We start from the raw sequence: 16,874 nt of genomic DNA on the forward strand, positions 1-16,874 counted from the left end.
CCCCTAGTCGAGGGCGCTCTGCACGGCGGCCGCGAGGGCCTGCGCGTCCTCGGTGCCGAGGGGCTTTCCGTCGGTGCCGGTGAGGTAGACGGTGTCAACCGCGTTGGCGCCCAGCGTGGAGACGTGGGCGCTGCGGACGCGGACCCCGCCGGCCTCCAGGGCGCGCCCGATGCGGTGCAGCAGGCCGACCGCGTCGGGGGCCCGGACCTCCAGGACGGTGGCGAGCGAGGAGACGTCCGGGACGACGGTGACGCGAGGCGGCGGCGGGAGCACGCCGCGCCGTTTCGGGTACGCGGCCTCCCGGTCGGCGAGCCGGGCCGGGACGTCCAGCGAGCCGTCGAGCGCCCGGACCAGGTCGGCGCGCAGCCGGGCGGCCTGGGGCAGCGAGCCGTACTGGGCGGCGACCCGCCAGCGCAGCACGAGCACCTCGCCGGGCAGGTCGGGCAGTTCCAGGGAGCGCAGGTCGGCGGCGCGCACGGTCAGCCGGTGCAGGGCGAGCACCCCGGCCACCGCGGGCAGTACGCCGGGCTGGTCGGGGACGGCGACGACCAGCTCGACGCCGACTTCGGCGGCGTCGGCCGCCTCGGCGACGTCCGCGGGGCCGTCCTCCGCCTCGGTGCGCGCGTGCAGGGCCAGGACGGGTTCGCCGGTGCGCAGCGCCTCGACGGCGAGCCGTTCCTGGTCCGCGGACGGGGCCTGCGGTCCGGGGGCGGGCGGGTGCTCGCCCCCGAGTACGGCCGCGGCCCGGGCGACCAGGTCGGCGACGAGGGAGCCGCGCCAGGTGCTCCAGGCGGCCGGTCCGGTGGCCAGCGCGTCGGCCTCGGTGAGGGCGTGCAGGAGCTCCAGGGTGGAGGCCGAGCCGACCGCGTCGGCGACGGCGCGGACGGTGGCCGGGTCGTCGAGGTCCCGGCGGGTCGCGGTGTCGATGAGCAGCAGGTGGTGGCGGACCAGGGTGCCGAGGACCGCGGTGTCGTCGGGGTCGAAGCCGACCCGGGCGGCGACGTCCCGGGCGATGGTCTCGCCGGCCACGGAGTGGTCGCCGGGCCAGCCCTTGCCGATGTCGTGCAGCAGCGCGGCCATCAGCAGCAGGTCGGGGCGGCCGACGCGGCGGGTGAGGGCGGAGGCGCGGACGGCCGTCTCGACGAGGTGGCGGTCCACGGTCCAGGTGTGGACGGGGTTGCGCTGGGGGCGGCAGCGCACCCGCTCCCAGTCGGGCAGTAGCCGGGTGATGAGCCCTTCGGCCTCCAGTGCCTCCCACACGGCCACGGTGGGCTCGCCCGCCCCGAGCAGGGTGAGCAGTTGTTCCCGGGCCTCGGCCGGCCAGGGCACGGGCAGCGGCCGGGCATGGGCGGCCAGTCGGCGTACGGCGTGCAGCGAGACGGGCAGTCCGGCCTGGGCGGCGGCGGCTCCCAGGCGCAGCGGGAGGGCCGGGTCGCGGTCGGGGCGGGCGGCGAGCGCGAGGACGGCCTCGCCGTCCTGTTCGACGACGCCCTCGGCGAGCGGGGCCCGTTCGGCGGGGGCGGTGCGGGTGCCGAGCAGCCCGCGCAGCCGCGGCCGGGCGGAGCGGGCCCGCAGCACCCGTCCGACCTCGCGCCAGGTGACGTCGCCGGCGTACGAGACGACCCGGGCGGCCTCGTAGACCTGGCGGAGCAGGGCGTCGGCGTCCAGCAGGCCGAGGCCGTCGGCGACCTGGTCCTGTTCCTGGAGGGAGAGCCGGTCGGTGGCCCGGCCGGTGGTCAGGTGGAGGGCGTCGCGGGCGTCGAGGAGGCGGCGACGGGCGTCGGCGAGTCCTTCGCGGGGTGCGTCGGCGACCCAGGAGGCGGCGACGGCGCGCAGGGCGGTGACGTCGCGCAGGCCGCCGCGGGCCTCCTTGAGGTCGGGTTCGAGGAGGAAGCGCAGTTCCCCGGCGCGTTCGGCGCGTTCCCGGCACAGGGCGTGGAGCTCGGGCAGCCGGCGGACGGCCTGGTTGCGCCAGTCGGCGAGGACGCTGGTGCGCAGGGCGGCGACCAGGCCGAGGTCGCCGGCGACGGGGCGGGCGTCGAGCAGGCCCAGGTGTGCCTTGAGGTCTTCGGCGGCGGTCTTGCGGGCCTGCGCGGGGGTCCGCACGGAGTGGTCGAGGGCGAGGCCGAGGTCCCAGACCGGGTACCAGATCCGGTCGGCGAGGGCGGCGAGGTCGCCGGGGGCGGCCTTCCCGTCGTGCAGGAGCAGCAGGTCGAGGTCGCTGCGGGGGGAGAGTTCGGCGCGGCCGTAGCCGCCGACGGCGACCAGGGCGGCGCCCCGGACGCCGGTGTCCTTGACGGCCGCCGCGAACAGTGCGGTCAGCCAGCCGTCGGTCAGTGCGGCCAGCTCGGCACGGCGCGAGGGCCCGGACCGCGACTCCTCCTGGAGGAGTCGCAGCCGGGCCGCGGCGTAGCCGCCGGGTTCCGAGTCCGACTGTTCGGTGGTCTCTTCGACGCTCGTCACCCGAGGGCTCCCCTTCGTTTCCGGTCCGCCTACAGGGCGTCCGCGCCGCGTTCGCCGGTGCGGACCCGGACGACCGAGTCGACGGGCAGGCTCCACACCTTGCCGTCGCCGATCTTGCCGGTCCGGGCGGCCTTCACCACGACGTTCATGACGTCGTCGGCGTCGGTGTCGTCGACGAGCACCTCGATGCGGATCTTCGGGACCAGGTCGACGGTGTACTCGGCGCCCCGGTAGATCTCGGTGTGGCCGCGCTGGCGGCCGTACCCGCTGGCCTCGGTGACGGTGAGGCCCTGGACTCCGAAGGCCTGGAGGGCTTCCTTGATCTCGTCCAGCCGGTGCGGCTTGACGATCGCGGTGATGAGCTTCATGCGTCCACCTTCTTGGTCTCCGTGGCGGCGTGGGCGGGCAGGGCGGTGCTGCGCGAGGACGCGCCGCCGCCGGCTCCGCTGAAGTCGTACGCGGTCTCGGCGTGCTCGACCTGGTCGATGCCGGAGACCTCGTCGTCCTCGGAGACGCGCATTCCGATCGCCTTGTCGACGAGGAAGGCGAGTACCGCGGACGCCACGAGAGAGTAGGCGAGGACCGCGAAGACGCCTACCGCCTGCTTGCCGAGCTGGTCGAGGCCGCCGCCGTAGAAGAGGCCGGCCGCGTCGGACTGGACTCCGCCGGTGGCGAAGAAGCCGACGAGCAGGGAGCCGAGGATGCCGCCGACGAGGTGGACGCCGACGACGTCGAGGGAGTCGTCGTAGCCGAACTTGTACTTGAGGCCGACGGCCATGGCGCACACGACACCGGCGATGGCGCCGATGGCGATCGCGCCGAGCGGGGAGCAGCTGCCGCCGGAGGGGGTGATGGCGACGAGCCCGGCGACCGCGCCGGAGGCGGCGCCCAGCGTGGTGAAGGTGCCGTGGCGCAGCTTCTCGTAGGCGAGCCAGGCGAGCATGGCGGCGGCGGTGGCGACCTGGGTGTTGACGAACATGACGGCGCCGATGCCGTCGTCGTTGCCGAGCCAGGAGCCGGCGTTGAAGCCGAACCAGCCGAACCACAGGAGGCCCGCGCCGAGCATGACCAGCGGGAGGCTGTGCGGGCGCATCGGGTCCTTCTTGAAGCCGACGCGCTTGCCGATGACGAGGATCACGCCGAGGGCGGCGGCGCCGGCGTTGATGTGGACGGCGGTGCCGCCCGCGAAGTCGATGACGCCCATCTCGAAGAGCCAGCCGCCGGCGCCCCAGACCCAGTGGGCGACGGGGAAGTAGACGACGGTGACCCACAGGGCGATGAACAGGGCCCAGGCGCTGAACTTGACGCGGTCCGCGAGGGCGCCGCTGATCAGGGCCGGGGTGATGATCGCGAACATCAGCTGGAAGACGGCGAAGACGTAGACCGGGATGGTGTAGCCGTCCCAGAGTTCGGTGATGCCGATGCCGCTGAGGCCCACGTAGTCGGCGGACCAGCCGATGAGGGAGCCGGAGTCGGTGCCGAAGGCGAGGCTGAAGCCGTAGAGCACCCACAGGATCGTGACGATCCCGAGGCTGATGAAGCTCATCATCAGCATGTTGAGGCTGCTCTTGACGCGGACCATGCCGCCGTAGAAGAAGGCGAGGCCCGGGGTCATCAGCATGACCAGGGCGGAGCAGATGAGCATGAACCCGGTGTTGGCCGCAGACAGCTCGGGGGCGTCTGCTGCCAGGGTCGTGATGGCTGGTGCCATCGGCGTCTCCTCGTCGTCGGTACGTTCGCGTGCGGGCGATCGTGGGAAACCTGAGCGGCGCAAGGCGTACGGCCTGGGGCGGGCCGTCCGGCGCACTGGCCGGTTATGAGCCCTGAGATTCGCGCAGGCCGGTTTCCGGCGGTGCCGCTCGATGTTTCGCTGCCGTGACGAAGAGGTCGGACGTGTTACGCGTCCATGAACGGGGTGCGGCATGCGGCCGGCCGCGGCAGCACCCGGATGACCTGGCATGGGGGAGCCGAGTCGGGCTTCAGCGGGTGGCTGCCGCGGCCGGGGTCGTGCCCGGTCCCGGGCGGGCCGTCAGACGGCCTCCGCGGACTCGGGGAGCTGGGCCGCGATCCGGTCGGTGAGCCGGACCACCTCGGCGACGTCGCCGTATTCGCGGGCGGCGGTGTCGACGGTCTTGCGCAGCCGGGTGTTCACCCGTTCGGAGCGCACTTTTTTCGCCACGACGAGGGCGCTCTCGGCGAGGACGGTCGCCTGCTCGGGCTCGCGCCGCAGCAGGTGGACGGTGGCCATGCCGATGAGGTTGAGGGCCAGCGAGCGCTGGTGCACGTCGTCCTTGCGGAAGAGCTCCACGGCCCGCGCCATGACGGGCTCGGCGAGGGAGGCGTACGTGGGGCTGCGCCCGGCCACGTAGGCCAGGTCGCGGTACGAGTGGGAGTTCTCTCCGTTGAGTTCGGCCTCGGAGAAGAACCGAATCCAGTCGGGCTCGGGCTCGTCGCCGAAGGCGATGTCGGAGAAGGTGTCCTCGGCCATCCGCACGGCCCGCTTGCAGCGGCTGGGCTGGCCCATGTTGGCGTACGCGCGGGCCTCCATCGCATACAGCATGGCCTGGGTGCGCGGGCCGGCGCAGTCGCGGCTGCCGTACTGGGCGAGGTGGATGAGTTCCAGGGCGTCCTCGGGGCGGCCCAGGTGGATCATCTGGCGGCTCATGCTGGAGAGGATGTACGAGCCGAGGGGCTTGTCCCCGGCCTCCTTGGAGGCGTGCAGGGCGAGCACGAAGTACTTCTGCGCGGTCGGCTGGAGCCCGATGTCGTAGCTCATCCAGCCGGCGAGTTCGGCGAGTTCGGCGGCGACCTTGAAGAGCCGCTTCATGGTGGGGGCCGGGTGGTTTTCCTGGAGCAGGTCGGTGACCTCGTGGAGCTGGCCCACCACGGCCTTGCGGCGCAGCCCGCCGCCGCACTGGGCGTCCCACTCCCGGAACATCACGGTGGTGGCTTCCAGCAGGTCCAGCTCGGGGCCGGAGAGGCGGGCGGACCGGCGGCCCGCCGGCCCGCCCCCGGGTCCCGGATCGGCGGCCGGGACCGGCACGAGCCAGCGCTGCATGGGCTCGATGAGGGCGGGGCCGGCGGAGAGTGCGAGCGAGGTGCCGAGGAAGCCCCGGCGGGCGAGCATCAGGTCGCTGCGCGAGAACTCGCTGAGCAGGGAGACGGTCTGCGGGGCCGCCCAGGGCAGGTCGACGCCGGAGACGGAGGGCGACTGGTGGGCGACCCGCAGGCCCAGGTCCTCGACGGCGACGACGGTGCCGAACCGCTCGGAGAACAGCTCGGACAGGATTCGCGGGATCGGCTCGCGGGGCTGCTCGCCGTCGAGCCAGCGCCGCACCCGGGAGGTGTCGGTGCTGATGTGGTGCGCGCCGAGCTGCCGGGCCCGGCGGTTCACCTGGCGGGCGAGCTCGCCCTTGGACCAGCCGCTGCGCACGAACCACGAGGTGAGCTGCTCGTTGCGGCGTGTCTCACCACTGCTGCCTCGGGGGGCAGGCTCCACGCTCACACCGCTTGGGCCACTGCCGCTCACTGGAACGCCCCCATCCACTCGCCTTCGGAACACCCTTGCGCCGGAAGGGAATCGCCAACCGCATCCTGCCTCCGGCATACCCAAGGATGCGCCTTCCACAAGGCTCCGCGTACCGAAAGTAATCCTACGATCACGTCCTCGGCGACCCCGATTCCACAATCGCCACCATTCGCCACCCCTTTGAATGAACTCGCCACGGGCCGGGCGCGATTCACTTGACACAGGAGGACCAGAAATTTGGCGGAACGGAGTGCGCCGGGGCGCGCGCGGCGATGGAGTGCGCCGGGCAGCCGCGGTCTTCCGCTTCGTAACCACCGGCGAGTTCGACCCGTTGGAGGGGGCATGGGCTTCACGATCGGCGGCAGTCGGGGAACCAAGGAGTTCCGGGCCGGCTCTCGGCGCCGCGGCCGGATGTCGGAGTGCACGGCAGTGGCCGAGTACACCGGGCTGTGGGGCTGGGACGTGGTCCCGGGCGCCCGGGCCGCGGCCGGCAGCCGGGCCTGCTCCTGCGGCGACCCGCAGTGCCCGGCGCCGGGCGCGCATCCGCTGGCTTTCGACGCCGGGGTGCCGGCGGGCGCGACCCTGGACGAGGTGACCGAGTCCTGGGGCGAGTTCCCGGGTGCGGCGGTGCTGCTCCCGGTGGGCCGGTCGTTCGACGTCATCGAGGTGGCCGAGGAGGCCGGGCGGCGGGCGCTGGTACGGCTGGAGCGGATGGGGCTGCCGCTCGGTCCGGTCGCCGCGACCCCGGACGGCCGGGCCCAGTTCTTCGTGGCGCCCGGCGCGGCCGCCGAGCTGCCCCAGCTGCTCTACCGGATGGGCTGGGACGACGCGGACCTGGACCTGCGCGCCCTGGGCGGCGGCAGCTTCGTCACGGCGCCGCCGTCGGACCGCGGCGGGCTGGGCCCGATGCGCTGGCTTCGGCCGCCGGCCCTGGACTCGGCGGGCGACCCGCCGCAGGCCCGGCTGCTGCTGGGCACCCTGGCGTACATCTGCCACCGCTTCCAGCTGTAGGCGCGGGATGCGACGAGGGGCCCGGCGGTCTCGGCCGCCGGGCCCCTCGTCGTCGTACCGGGTGCGCCGGTACGGATACGCCACCACCGGGTACGCCGGTACCGGACACGTCGTACCGGGTGCGGGGGTCAGTCCCCGATCAGGGCGTCCACGAACGCGCCCGGCTCGAACGGCGCCAGGTCGTCCGGGCCCTCGCCGAGGCCGACGAGCTTGACGGGGACGCCCAGCTCGCGCTGGACGGCGATGACGATGCCGCCCTTGGCGGTGCCGTCGAGCTTGGTCAGCACGATGCCGGTGATGTCGACGACCTCCGCGAAGACGCGGGCCTGCACCAGACCGTTCTGCCCGGTGGTGGCGTCGAGGACGAGCAGGATCTCGTCCAGCGGGCCGTGCTTCTCCACGACGCGCTTGACCTTGCCGAGCTCGTCCATGAGGCCGGTCTTGGTGTGCAGCCGGCCCGCGGTGTCGATGAGGACGACGTCCGCGCCCTCGGCGATGCCCTCCTTGACCGCGTCGTACGCGATCGAGGCCGGGTCGCCGCCCTCGGGGCCGCGCACCGTGCGGGCGCCGACCCGGTCGCCCCAGGTCTGCAGCTGGTCGGCGGCGGCGGCGCGGAAGGTGTCGGCCGCGCCGAGGACCACGCTGCGGCCGTCGGCCACCAGGACCCGGGCGAGCTTGCCGGTGGTGGTGGTCTTGCCGGTGCCGTTGACCCCGACGACCATGACGACGCCCGGGGTGTCGACACCGCTCTCGGTCTTGACCGCGCGGTCCGTGTCCGGGCCGATGAGCGCGATGAGCTCTTCGCGCAGCAGCGTGCGCAGCTGCTCGGGGGTACGGGTGCCGAGCACCTTGACCCGCTCGCGCAGCCGGTCCACCAGCTCCTGGGTGGGCGCGACACCGACGTCGGCGATGAGGAGGGTCTCCTCGATCTCCTCCCAGGTGTCCTCGTCGAGGTGCTCCCGGGAGAGCAGCGTGAGCAAGCCCTTCCCGAGGGAGTTCTGGGAGCGCGAGAGGCGGGCGCGCAGCCGGACGAGGCGGCCGGCCGTCGGCTCGGGCACCTCGATCTCGGGTGCGGCCGGGGCCTGGGGCTCCGCCGCGGGCGCCTCCACGGCGGGTGCCTGCGCCTCGGCCTCGGGGAGCGCGACCTCTTCGATCGTGCGGCGCGGCTCTTCGGCCGTGGGTGCGGCTTCCTCCCCCACGTGCGGTTCGGCGGGCGGGGCAGTGATGGTCGGCGTGCTCGACGGCGCCGTGGGCGGCAGCTGCTTCTTCTTGCGGCCGCTGACCACGAGCCCGCTGATCACGCCGACCGCGACCAGGGCGATGACTACAGCAAGGATGAGGATTTCCATAACGCGACCAGTATCGGCCACGGCCGCCGCGGAACCCGGACCCTGGAGCTTCACACGAGGGCTTAAGCCTCTATTTGTTCTTTTCGCGCGAAACCTACGATGATGGGCGACTCCCCCACATCTCCCCCACGGAGCACGCATGCCTGCCGAGCCCGCCGACGGCGCGATAGAAACCCGCGGCCTGGAGCCCGTCCCCGACGCCGAGCGCACCGGTCGCGTCCGCGAACTCGTCCCCACCTGGGTCGCCGCCAACATCAGCGTGCTGCTGCTGACCATGGGCGCCGGACTGGTGATCTTCAACAAGCTCAACATCTGGCAGGTGCTGGTCGTCGCGGTGGTCGCACCCGTCGTCTCGTACGGACTGGTGGGCCTGGTCTCGATCGCGGGGAAGCGCGGTGGCGCCCCCGGGATGGCGTTGTCCCGGGCGGTGTTCGGGCAGCGCGGCAACCTCTTCCCGGGCGCGCTGATCTGGATCGCGCGCTGGGGCTGGGAGACGATCAACGCGGTCAGCGGCGCCTACGCCCTGCTCACCGTCCTCGACCTGCTCTTCGGCATCAAGAGCAGCACCGCGCTGATCGTGGTCACGCTGCTGCTCTTCGTGGGCTGCACCTTCCTGGTGTCGGGTCTGGGCATCAACGCCCTGCGGGTGTGCAGCACCTGGTCCACGTACCTGTTCGGGGCCTTCAGCGTGCTGGTGCTCGGCTACCTGGTGGCGACCACCGACTGGTCGTCTGTCTTCGGCAAGCCGGCCGGCTCCACGGCGATGATGATCGCGGGCATCGGCACGATCGCCGCGGGCGGCATCAGCTGGGTGCCCTCCGGCCCGGACTTCACCCGCTACCTGCCCCGTACGGCCTCCTCGCGCGGGATGGTCGGCGCGACCATCGGCGGCGCCGGCGTGGTCGTGCTGCCCATGGTGCTGATGGGCGCGGTGATGGCCGTGGGGACCCCGGACCTGGCGACGGCGCAGGACCCGGTGTCGTTCATCGGCGAGCTGCTGCCCACCTGGATCGCGGTCCCGTACCTGCTGATCGCACTGATCGGCATGCTGCTGATCAACTCGATGTCCATGTACTCGGCGGGCTTCACGGCGCAGACCCTGGGCATCAAGGTCCCGCGGGCGTGGGCGGTCAGCGTGAACGCCGTGATCAGCCTGGTCTTCGGCTTCCTGCTGATGGTGGTCGCGACCAGCTTCTTCGGCTCGTTCATCTCCTTCCTGACGCTGCTCGCGGTGGCGTTCTCGGCGTGGATCGGCGTCTTCGGCGTGGACCTGCTGCGCGGCCGCGCCTACGACGCGAAGGCCCTGCTCGACACCACCCGCACGAGCGCGTACTGGTACCGGGGCGGCTTCGCCTGGCAGGCGATGACGGCGTGGGGCGCGGCGCTGGCGGTGGGGCTGCTCTTCACCCGCGTGGACTGGTTCAGCGGACCGCTCGCGACCACCTGGATCGGCGAGAACGGCCTGGGCTGGGTGGCCGGCATCCTCACCTCGGGCCTGCTGTACGCGGTCCTGCCGGGCAACCCGGTGTCCGCGGCGGACGCCACGTACGCGGCGGCGGAGGGCTCGGCGGACGAGTCGGGCACGGCCGCGGAAGCGGAGCGCGAGCCTGCCGGATCCCTGTCCAACTGACGCTGCGTCAGCTAACGTCCCCCTTCGCCCGGCCCGTCCACCAAGGCGAAGGGGGACTTCTCCATGCCCATCACCGTGGCCCGGTTCAATCTCGTCGACCCGCACGGCACCCCCGAGTCGCTCTCGGCCCGCTACCGGGCGGCCGTGGAGATGGCCGCGTACGCCGACGACCGCGGGATCGACACCGTCCAGACCGAGGAGCACCACGGCGCCGCCGACAACTGGCTCCCCTCGCCGTTCGCCTTCGCGGGCGCGGTCTTCGGCGCCACCCGGCGGATCGCGGTCACCGTCTCCGCGATCATCGGACCGCTGTACGACCCGCTGCGCGCGGCCGAGGACATCGCGGTCCTGGACCTGATCAGCGGCGGCCGGCTGGTCACGGTGGCCGGCATCGGCTACCGGCCCGAGGAGTACGAGCAGCAGGGCGTGGAGTGGCGCCGCCGCGGCCGGCTCCAGGACGAGCTGCTGGAGACCCTGCTGCGGGCCTGGACGGGCGAGGAGTTCACGTACCGGGGCCGGACCGTACGGGTCACCCCGCGGCCCTTCACCCGGCCGCACCCGATGCTGCTGGTCGGCGGCAGCTCGCAGGCGGCGGCCCGCCGCGCGGCCCGGCTGGGCCTGCCCTTCTTCCCGAGCGCGCACCTGCCGGAGCTGGAGGAGTACTACCGGGCGCGGCTGGCGGAGTACGGCACGGAGGGCTTCTGCATGATGCCGGCGGCGCAGACCCCGCTGCTGCACCTGGCCGAGGACCCGGACAAGGCGTGGGCGGAGCACGGGGAGCGCTTCCTGCACGAGGCGGGCATGTACGCGTCCTGGCAGTCCGCGGACATCCGCTCGGCGGTCCGCTCGGCCGCCACCACGGTGGCGGAGCTGCGCGCGGAGGGCGTGTACCGGATCCTCACCCCGGACCAGGCACTGGCGTACGCGCGGGAGGCGGGCGAGTCGGGGAACCTCGTCCTGCACCCGCTGTGCGGCGGGATGCCGGTCGACGAGGGCTGGCGCAGCCTGCACCTGCTGTGCGAACAGGTGCTGCCCCGGCTCAAGGACTGAGCCGGGGCAGCACCGCGTACGAGGAGAGGGGCGCGGGCGGGGAGGTCAGCCCATCTCCTCCAGCGCCTTGCCCTTGGTCTCCGGCACCCACTTGAGGATGAAGGGGATCGAGAGCACGGCGAAGACCGTGTAGATCACGTAGGCGCCCGACAGGTTCCAGTCGGACAGGGTCGGGAAGGAGACCGTGATCACCCAGTTGGCGACCCACTGGGCCGCGGCGGCCACGCCCAGGGCCGCGGCCCGGATGCGGTTGGGGAACATCTCGCCGAGCAGCACCCAGACGACCACGCCCCAGGAGAGGGCGAAGAAGAGGACGAAGGAGTGCGCCGCGATCAGCGCGATCGTGCCCTGGGTCTCGGGCATCGAGATCTCGCCCGCGACGTCCTCCTTGTAGGAGAAGGCCCAGGCGGCCGTCCCGAGGGAGAGCGCCATGCCGACCGAGCCGATGAGGGCGAGCGGCTTGCGGCCGATCCGGTCCACGAAGACCATCGCGATCACCGTGCCGATGATGTTGATGATCGACGTGGTGAAGGAGTAGAGGAACGAGCTGGTCGGGTCGATGCCGACGGACTGCCACAGCGAGGAGCTGTAGTAGAAGATCACGTTGATGCCGACGAGCTGCTGGAAGACGGACAGGCCGATGCCGACCCAGACGATGGGCAGCAGGCCGAAGCGGCCGCCGCGCAGGTCCTTGAAGGTCGACTTGTGCTCGGAGCGCATGGCCGCGTCGATCTCGCGGACGCGCGCGTCGAGGTCGACCGCGGCGCCCTCGACCTCGCCGAGCACCTTCTTGGCCTGCTCGGTGCGGCCCACCGAGATCAGGAACCGCGGGGACTCCGGGATGACGAAGGACAGCAGCCCGTAGAGCATCGCGGGGACCACCATCACGCCGAGCATCCACTGCCAGGCCTCGAGGCCGCCGATCTCGCCCCGCTGGTCGCCGTCGGCGAGGTTGAGGATGCCCCAGTTGACCAGCTGGGAGACGGCGATGCCGATCACGATCGCGGCCTGCTGGAACGAGGCGAGGCGACCCCGGTAGGCGGGCGGCGAGACCTCGGCGATGTAGGCGGGGCCGATCACCGAGGCCATGCCGATGCCGAAGCCGCCGATGACCCGCCACATCGCCAGGTCCCAGAGCGCGAAGGGCAGGGCGGAGCCGATGGCGCTGGCGGTGAAGAGGGCGGCGGAGATCTGCATGCAGCGGATTCGGCCGATCCGGTCGGCGAGGCGGCCGGCCGTGGCGGCGCCGATGGCACAGCCGATCAGCGCGGCGGCGATCACCTGGGCGAGGGCCTCGGAGCCGATGGCGAAGCGCTCCCGGATGGCTTCGACGGCGCCGTTGATGACGGAGCTGTCGTATCCGAAGAGGAAGCCGCCCATGGCGGCGGCCGCGGTGATGAAGATGACGTGGCCGAGGTGTTCCGGGGGCGGCGTGCGTCCGGAGTCCGGCGCGGTCGCCTTCGCTGTGCTGGTCAAGGTGTGCTCCGTGAGGGTTTTGTCCGTTTTCCCAGTGGCGCACAGTTCAAGATCGGGCACCACCGGAAGGCGGGAGGCAGCGGAGCGAGCCTATGTGTTCATTTTATGAAGTCAAGGTTTCGAACGAAGATGCTTTGAGTGGATTCTCAAGCCGCCCCTCGCCCACTGACCTTCAAGTCTTGAACGAATGGAGTTCGGGAGTGGACTCCTAGCGGAGGCGCTGGCTGATCACCTTCGAGACCCCGTCGCCCTGCATCGAGACGCCGTAGAGCGCGTCGGCGACCTCCATCGTGCGCTTCTGATGGGTGATCACGATCAGCTGCGAGCTCTCCTGGAGCTCCTCCATGATCCGGATCAGCCGCTGCAGGTTGGTGTCGTCGAGCGCGGCCTCGACCTCGTCCATCACGTAGAACGGGCTGGGGCGCGCCTTGAAGATGGAGACCAGCAGCGCCACGGCCGTCAGCGACCGCTCGCCGCCGGAGAGCAGCGACAGCCGCTTGACCTTCTTGCCCGGCGGCCGGGCCTCGACGTCCACTCCGGTGGTCAGCATGTGGGCGGGGTCGGTGAGCACCAGCCGGCCTTCGCCGCCCGGGAACAGCCGCGAGAAGACGCCCTCGAACTCGCGGGCGGTGTCCCGGTACGCCTCGGTGAAGACCTGCTCGACGCGCTCGTCGACCTCCTTCACGACCTGAAGGAGGTCGGCGCGGGTCCGGCGCAGGTCGTCGAGCTGCTCGCTCAGGAATTTGTGACGCTCCTCCAGCGCCGCGAACTCCTCCAGGGCCAGCGGATTGACCTTGCCGAGCTGCTGGTAGGCCCGCTCGGCGGCCTTGAGCCGCTTCTCCTGCTGGGCGCGTACGAAGGGCCCCGGCCGGTTGCGCGGATGGTCCGGGTCCTCGGGCAGCTCCTCGCCGTCGGCCGGCGGGGAGGGCGGCACCGGCTGGTCGGGCCCGTACTCGGCAGCCAGCCCGGCGGGCTCCACGCCGAACTCCTCCAGGGCGCGGGCCGTGAGCTGCTCGATGCGCAGCCGCTTCTCGGCGCCGAGCACCTCGCCGCGGTGCACCGAGTCGGTGAGCTTGTCGAGTTCCGAGGCGAGGCCGCGGGCGCGGGTGCGCTCCTCGGCGAGCGCCTGCTCGCGGCGGCCCTTGGCCTGTTCGGCGGCGGCCCGCTCCTGTTCGGCCCGGACGACGGACACCTCGATGTGGGCGAGCAGCAGGCGGGCGCCGCGGGCGACGGCGGCGGCCACGTCCGCCTCGTGGCGCAGCCGGGCGCGGCGGCGCTCGGCGCGGGCCCGGGCCTCGCGCTCGGCGCGGGCGCCGCGGTCGAGGGCGTCGGCCCGGCCGGCCAGGCCCTTGACCCGCTCCTCGTGGGTACGGAGCTGGAGCCGGGCCTCCATCTCGGTCTGGCGGGCGTTCGCGCCATCGGCGGCGAGGCGGTCGCGCACCGCCGTGTCGGGGTCCTCGTCCACCGGCATCTCCTCGGCGACCAGGAGCCGCTCGGCCAGCTCCTCGGCCTCGGCGAGGGCCCGCTCCAGCGCGTCCTGCGCGGTGGCGGCGGCCGCGGCGCTGCGCTCGGCCTCGCCGGCCGCGCCGCGGGCCACGCCCGCGAGCCGGCCGAGCTGCTGGGCGACGCCCGCCTTCTCCTTCTCGCCGGCGCGGCGGCGCTCCCCCAGCTCCTCGGCCAGGGCCGTGGCGGCGGTGCGGGCGGCGGCGGTCTCCTGCTGGGCGGCGGCCAGCTCGGCGCAGCGCAGGTCGAGGCGGGCCAGTTCGGCGGCGGCCTCGTCGACGGCCGCCTGTACCTCCAGCAGGCTCGGGGCCCCGGCGGCGCCGCCGTGCGCGAGGTGCGCGCCCAGCACGTCGCCGTCGGCGGTGACGGCCACCGCGTCGGGGCGCTCCCGCAGCAGCGCCTGCGCCGCGTCGAGGTCCGGCACGACGTAGTGGTCCCGGAGCACCCGCTCCAGGGCCTCCTGCAACCCGGCGTCCCCGCGTACGAGCGCCACGGCGGGCACGGGCCCCGCGACGACGGCGAGCACGTCACCCCGCCCGGCCCCGGCGGGGCCGGGCCCGGCAGGGCCGGGGACAGCGGGGCCTGGGACAGCGGGATCCGCACCGGCCGGGGCCGGATGGTGCGGGGCGGGGGCGGGCGGCGCCGCGTCGGCCGAGGCCGAACCCAGGTGGGCGGGACCGGGGACGGGCGCTGCCACCTCGCCCGACGCCGGGGCCGGGTGGGCCGGGCCGGGGACGGGCGGCGCCGCGTCGGCCGAGGCCGAACGCGGGTGGGCGGGACCGGGGACGGGCGCTGCCACCTCGCCCGAGGCCGGGGACGGCCGGGCCGGGCCGGGGACCGCCGGCGCCACCTCGCCCGAGCCCGGGCCCGGGTGGGCCGGGCCGGGGACGGCCGGCGCCGCGTCGGCCGAGGCCGGGGCCGGGACGGTCGGTGGCGCGTCGGCCGGGGTCGGGGTCGGGTGGGTCGGGGCGGGGATGGTCGGGGGGTGGGCGGGTGGGGTGATGAGGAAGGCGGCGCGGCCGGCGTCGGAGGCGCGGAGGTGGCGGATCGCCTCCGCGGCCGCGGCCGGCGAGGACACCGCGAGGGCATCGGCCGCCGCGCCCAGCGCCGCCGCCACCGCGGTCTCGTGCCCCGGCGCGACGGAGAGCCGCTCGGCGGCCGGGCCGAGCAGCCCGGCGAGCCGGTCGCGGGCCGCGAGCAGCGCGCCGGTGCCGTCCTTGCGGCGCAGCCCCAGCGCGAGGGCGTCGTGCCGGGCCGAGACCGCGGCGCGGGACCGGTCGGCCGCCGTGGCCGCTTCCCGGGCCGCGGAGAACGCGGCCTCCGCCGCCGCCAGCGCCGCCCGGGCGGCCTCGTGCTCCGCCGCCACCTCCGAGTCGTCCGCGTCCAGCGCGGCCACCTCGGCGGCCAGCTGCTCGTACTCCTCCTGCGCGGCGGCGGCCCGGGCGGCGGCGGCTTCCCGGGCCTCCGCGAGCCGGTCGATCTCCGCCTGCGCCGCGCCGGCCCGGGACCGGGCCGCGCCGACCTGTCCGGAGAGGCGCGCCAGCCCCTCCCGCCGGTCGGCGATCGCGCGCGCCACGTCCTTCAGGCGGCGCTCCTCGGCCGCCAGGGCGCGTTCCAGTTCGGCCCGGTGCTCGACCGTGTCCTCCAGTGCCCGGTCGGCTGCCTCCAGCGCGGCTTCCAGTTCCGCTTCCTGCTCGCGGATCCGGGCGGCCTCGCGCTCCATGTCCTCCGGGTCGCGTCCGCGCCGCTCCTCCTCGGCCGGCGCGCTCGCGCTCTTGACCCGCGCGTCGGCCAGCGAGACCGTGCCGCGGACCCGTTCCGCGAGCTGCGACAGCTCGTACCAGGTCTGCTGGGCCAGCCGCAGCCGCGGTGCGAGTTCGCCGACGGCCGCCTCCAGTTCCGCCTCCAGGTTCTGGGCGGCCCGCAGCCTGGCCTCGGCGTTCTCCTTGCGTTCCTTGAGTGCCGCCTCGTCGGCGAGTTCCGCGTCCAGGGCGGTCTGCAGGGTCGCGATGTCGTCGGCGAGCAGCCGCAGCCGCGCGTCGCGCAGGTCGGCCTGGATCACCGCGGCCCGCCGGGCCACCGCCGCCTGCCGCCCCAGCGGCTTGAGCTGGCGCCGCAGCTCCTCGGTGAGGTCGTGCACCCGTGCGAGGTTGGCCTGCATCGAATCCAGCTTCCGCAGCGCCTTTTCCTTGCGCTTGCGGTGCTTGAGCACGCCCGCGGCCTCTTCGATGAAGGCGCGGCGGCCCATCGGATCGGCGTGCAGGACGGAGTCCAGCTGCCCCTGGCCGACGATGACGTGCATCTCGCGGCCGATGCCCGAGTCGGAGAGCAGGTCCTGGATGTCGAGCAGCCGGCAGGTGTCGCCGTTGATCTGGTACTCGCTGCCGCCGTTGCGGAACATGATCCGCGTGATGGTGACCTCGGCGTAGTCGATGGGCAGCGCGCCGTCCGCGTTGTCGATCGTCAGCGAGACCTCGGCGCGCCCCAGCGGCGGCCGGCCGGTGGTCCCGGCGAAGATGACGTCTTCCATCTTCCCGCCGCGCAGCGACTTGGCTCCCTGCTCCCCCATCACCCAGGACAGGGCGTCCACGACGTTGGACTTGCCCGAGCCGTTGGGTCCCACGACACACGTGATGCCGGGCTCGAAGCGCAGGGTCGTGGCAGAAGCGAAGGATTTGAATCCGCGGAGGGTCAGGGCCTTGAGGTGCACGCCGCCGGACTCTACCTTTCCCCTCCGGTTTCACCCGGGAAGGTGCAGGGCACACCAGACCTTAATGAAAACGGCCCCCCGCCTGGGCGTAGGGAGACGAAAGAGAGAAGGGACGCCGAAGCGCCCCTTGCAGGTACTGCTGGAGTAGGGTCA

General features: G+C 73.5%; 10 protein-coding genes. 3 read left to right on the top strand and 7 right to left on the bottom strand.

Going from position 1 to position 16,874, the window contains the following annotated elements; genetic code table 11:
• Positions 1-3 precede the first annotated feature (3 nt).
• From OG764_RS11410 to nsdA, 4 genes are all read right to left on the bottom strand, one after another.
• Positions 4-2,463: a [protein-PII] uridylyltransferase gene (locus OG764_RS11410; RefSeq protein ID WP_328968311.1), complete on the bottom strand. Its 2,460-nt coding sequence runs from the start codon at positions 2,461-2,463 to the stop codon at positions 4-6.
• A gap of 29 nt (positions 2,464-2,492) precedes the next feature.
• Positions 2,493-2,831: a P-II family nitrogen regulator gene (locus tag OG764_RS11415; protein WP_328968312.1), complete on the bottom strand. Its 339-nt coding sequence runs from the start codon at positions 2,829-2,831 to the stop codon at positions 2,493-2,495.
• The gene (locus OG764_RS11420) at positions 2,828-4,174 is read right to left on the bottom strand and encodes an ammonium transporter (RefSeq protein WP_328968313.1); all 1,347 of its coding nucleotides are present in this window, start codon (positions 4,172-4,174) and stop codon (positions 2,828-2,830) included. Before OG764_RS11420 ends, OG764_RS11415 begins: the two co-directional genes overlap by 4 nt.
• 318 nt (positions 4,175-4,492) lie before the next feature.
• Positions 4,493-5,992 (bottom strand): transcriptional repressor NsdA, encoded by a 1,500-nt coding sequence (nsdA, locus tag OG764_RS11425; RefSeq protein ID WP_328968314.1) that lies wholly within the window; start codon positions 5,990-5,992, stop codon positions 4,493-4,495.
• 342 nt (positions 5,993-6,334) lie between these two features.
• Here nsdA and OG764_RS11430 point away from each other — a divergent pair, with 342 nt between their 5' ends.
• Positions 6,335-7,003: a bifunctional DNA primase/polymerase gene (locus tag OG764_RS11430; RefSeq protein ID WP_328968315.1), complete on the top strand. Its 669-nt coding sequence runs from the start codon at positions 6,335-6,337 to the stop codon at positions 7,001-7,003.
• A 128-nt stretch (positions 7,004-7,131) separates the two neighbouring features.
• Here the strand turns inward: OG764_RS11430 and ftsY are convergent, their stop codons facing one another.
• Positions 7,132-8,352 carry a signal recognition particle-docking protein FtsY gene (gene ftsY / locus OG764_RS11435; protein ID WP_328968316.1) on the bottom strand — a complete coding sequence of 407 codons (1,221 nt, stop codon included), beginning with the start codon at positions 8,350-8,352 and terminating at the stop codon, positions 7,132-7,134.
• Positions 8,353-8,491: 139 nt separating this feature from the next.
• On the opposite strand from ftsY, the gene OG764_RS11440 reads away from it, so the two are divergent.
• Both OG764_RS11440 and OG764_RS11445 read left to right on the top strand, forming a co-directional pair.
• A complete protein-coding gene (locus tag OG764_RS11440; protein WP_328968317.1) occupies positions 8,492-9,982 on the top strand; it encodes a cytosine permease in 1,491 nt (496 codons plus the stop codon).
• Between the two features lie 63 nt (positions 9,983-10,045).
• Entirely contained in the window at positions 10,046-11,032 is a 987-nt protein-coding gene (locus tag OG764_RS11445; RefSeq protein ID WP_328968318.1) for an LLM class flavin-dependent oxidoreductase, read from the top strand.
• A 45-nt stretch (positions 11,033-11,077) separates the two neighbouring features.
• On the opposite strand, the gene OG764_RS11450 is transcribed toward OG764_RS11445, so the two are convergent.
• Complete coding sequence (locus OG764_RS11450) at positions 11,078-12,508, bottom strand: sugar porter family MFS transporter (RefSeq protein WP_328968319.1); 1,431 nt, start codon at positions 12,506-12,508, stop codon at positions 11,078-11,080.
• A 208-nt stretch (positions 12,509-12,716) separates the two neighbouring features.
• Positions 12,717-16,721 (bottom strand): AAA family ATPase, encoded by a 4,005-nt coding sequence (locus OG764_RS11455; RefSeq protein ID WP_328968320.1) that lies wholly within the window; start codon positions 16,719-16,721, stop codon positions 12,717-12,719.
• Positions 16,722-16,874: the final 153 nt, after the last annotated feature.

Origin of the sequence: Streptomyces sp. NBC_00239 (genome assembly GCF_036194065.1) — a bacterium.
Taxonomy (GTDB): domain Bacteria; phylum Actinomycetota; class Actinomycetes; order Streptomycetales; family Streptomycetaceae; genus Streptomyces.

Excerpts from the sequence above, each read along its gene's own strand:
- OG764_RS11440 (WP_328968317.1), top strand. The coding sequence starts at position 8,492 with ATGCCTGCCGAGCCCGCCGACGGCGCGATAGAAACCCGCGGCCTGGAG.
- OG764_RS11415 (WP_328968312.1), bottom strand. The coding sequence starts at position 2,831 with ATGAAGCTCATCACCGCGATCGTCAAGCCGCACCGGCTGGACGAGATC.
- ftsY (WP_328968316.1), bottom strand. The coding sequence starts at position 8,352 with ATGGAAATCCTCATCCTTGCTGTAGTCATCGCCCTGGTCGCGGTCGGC.
- OG764_RS11445 (WP_328968318.1), top strand. The coding sequence starts at position 10,046 with ATGCCCATCACCGTGGCCCGGTTCAATCTCGTCGACCCGCACGGCACC.
- OG764_RS11430 (WP_328968315.1), top strand. The coding sequence starts at position 6,335 with ATGGGCTTCACGATCGGCGGCAGTCGGGGAACCAAGGAGTTCCGGGCC.
- OG764_RS11420 (WP_328968313.1), bottom strand. The coding sequence starts at position 4,174 with ATGGCACCAGCCATCACGACCCTGGCAGCAGACGCCCCCGAGCTGTCT.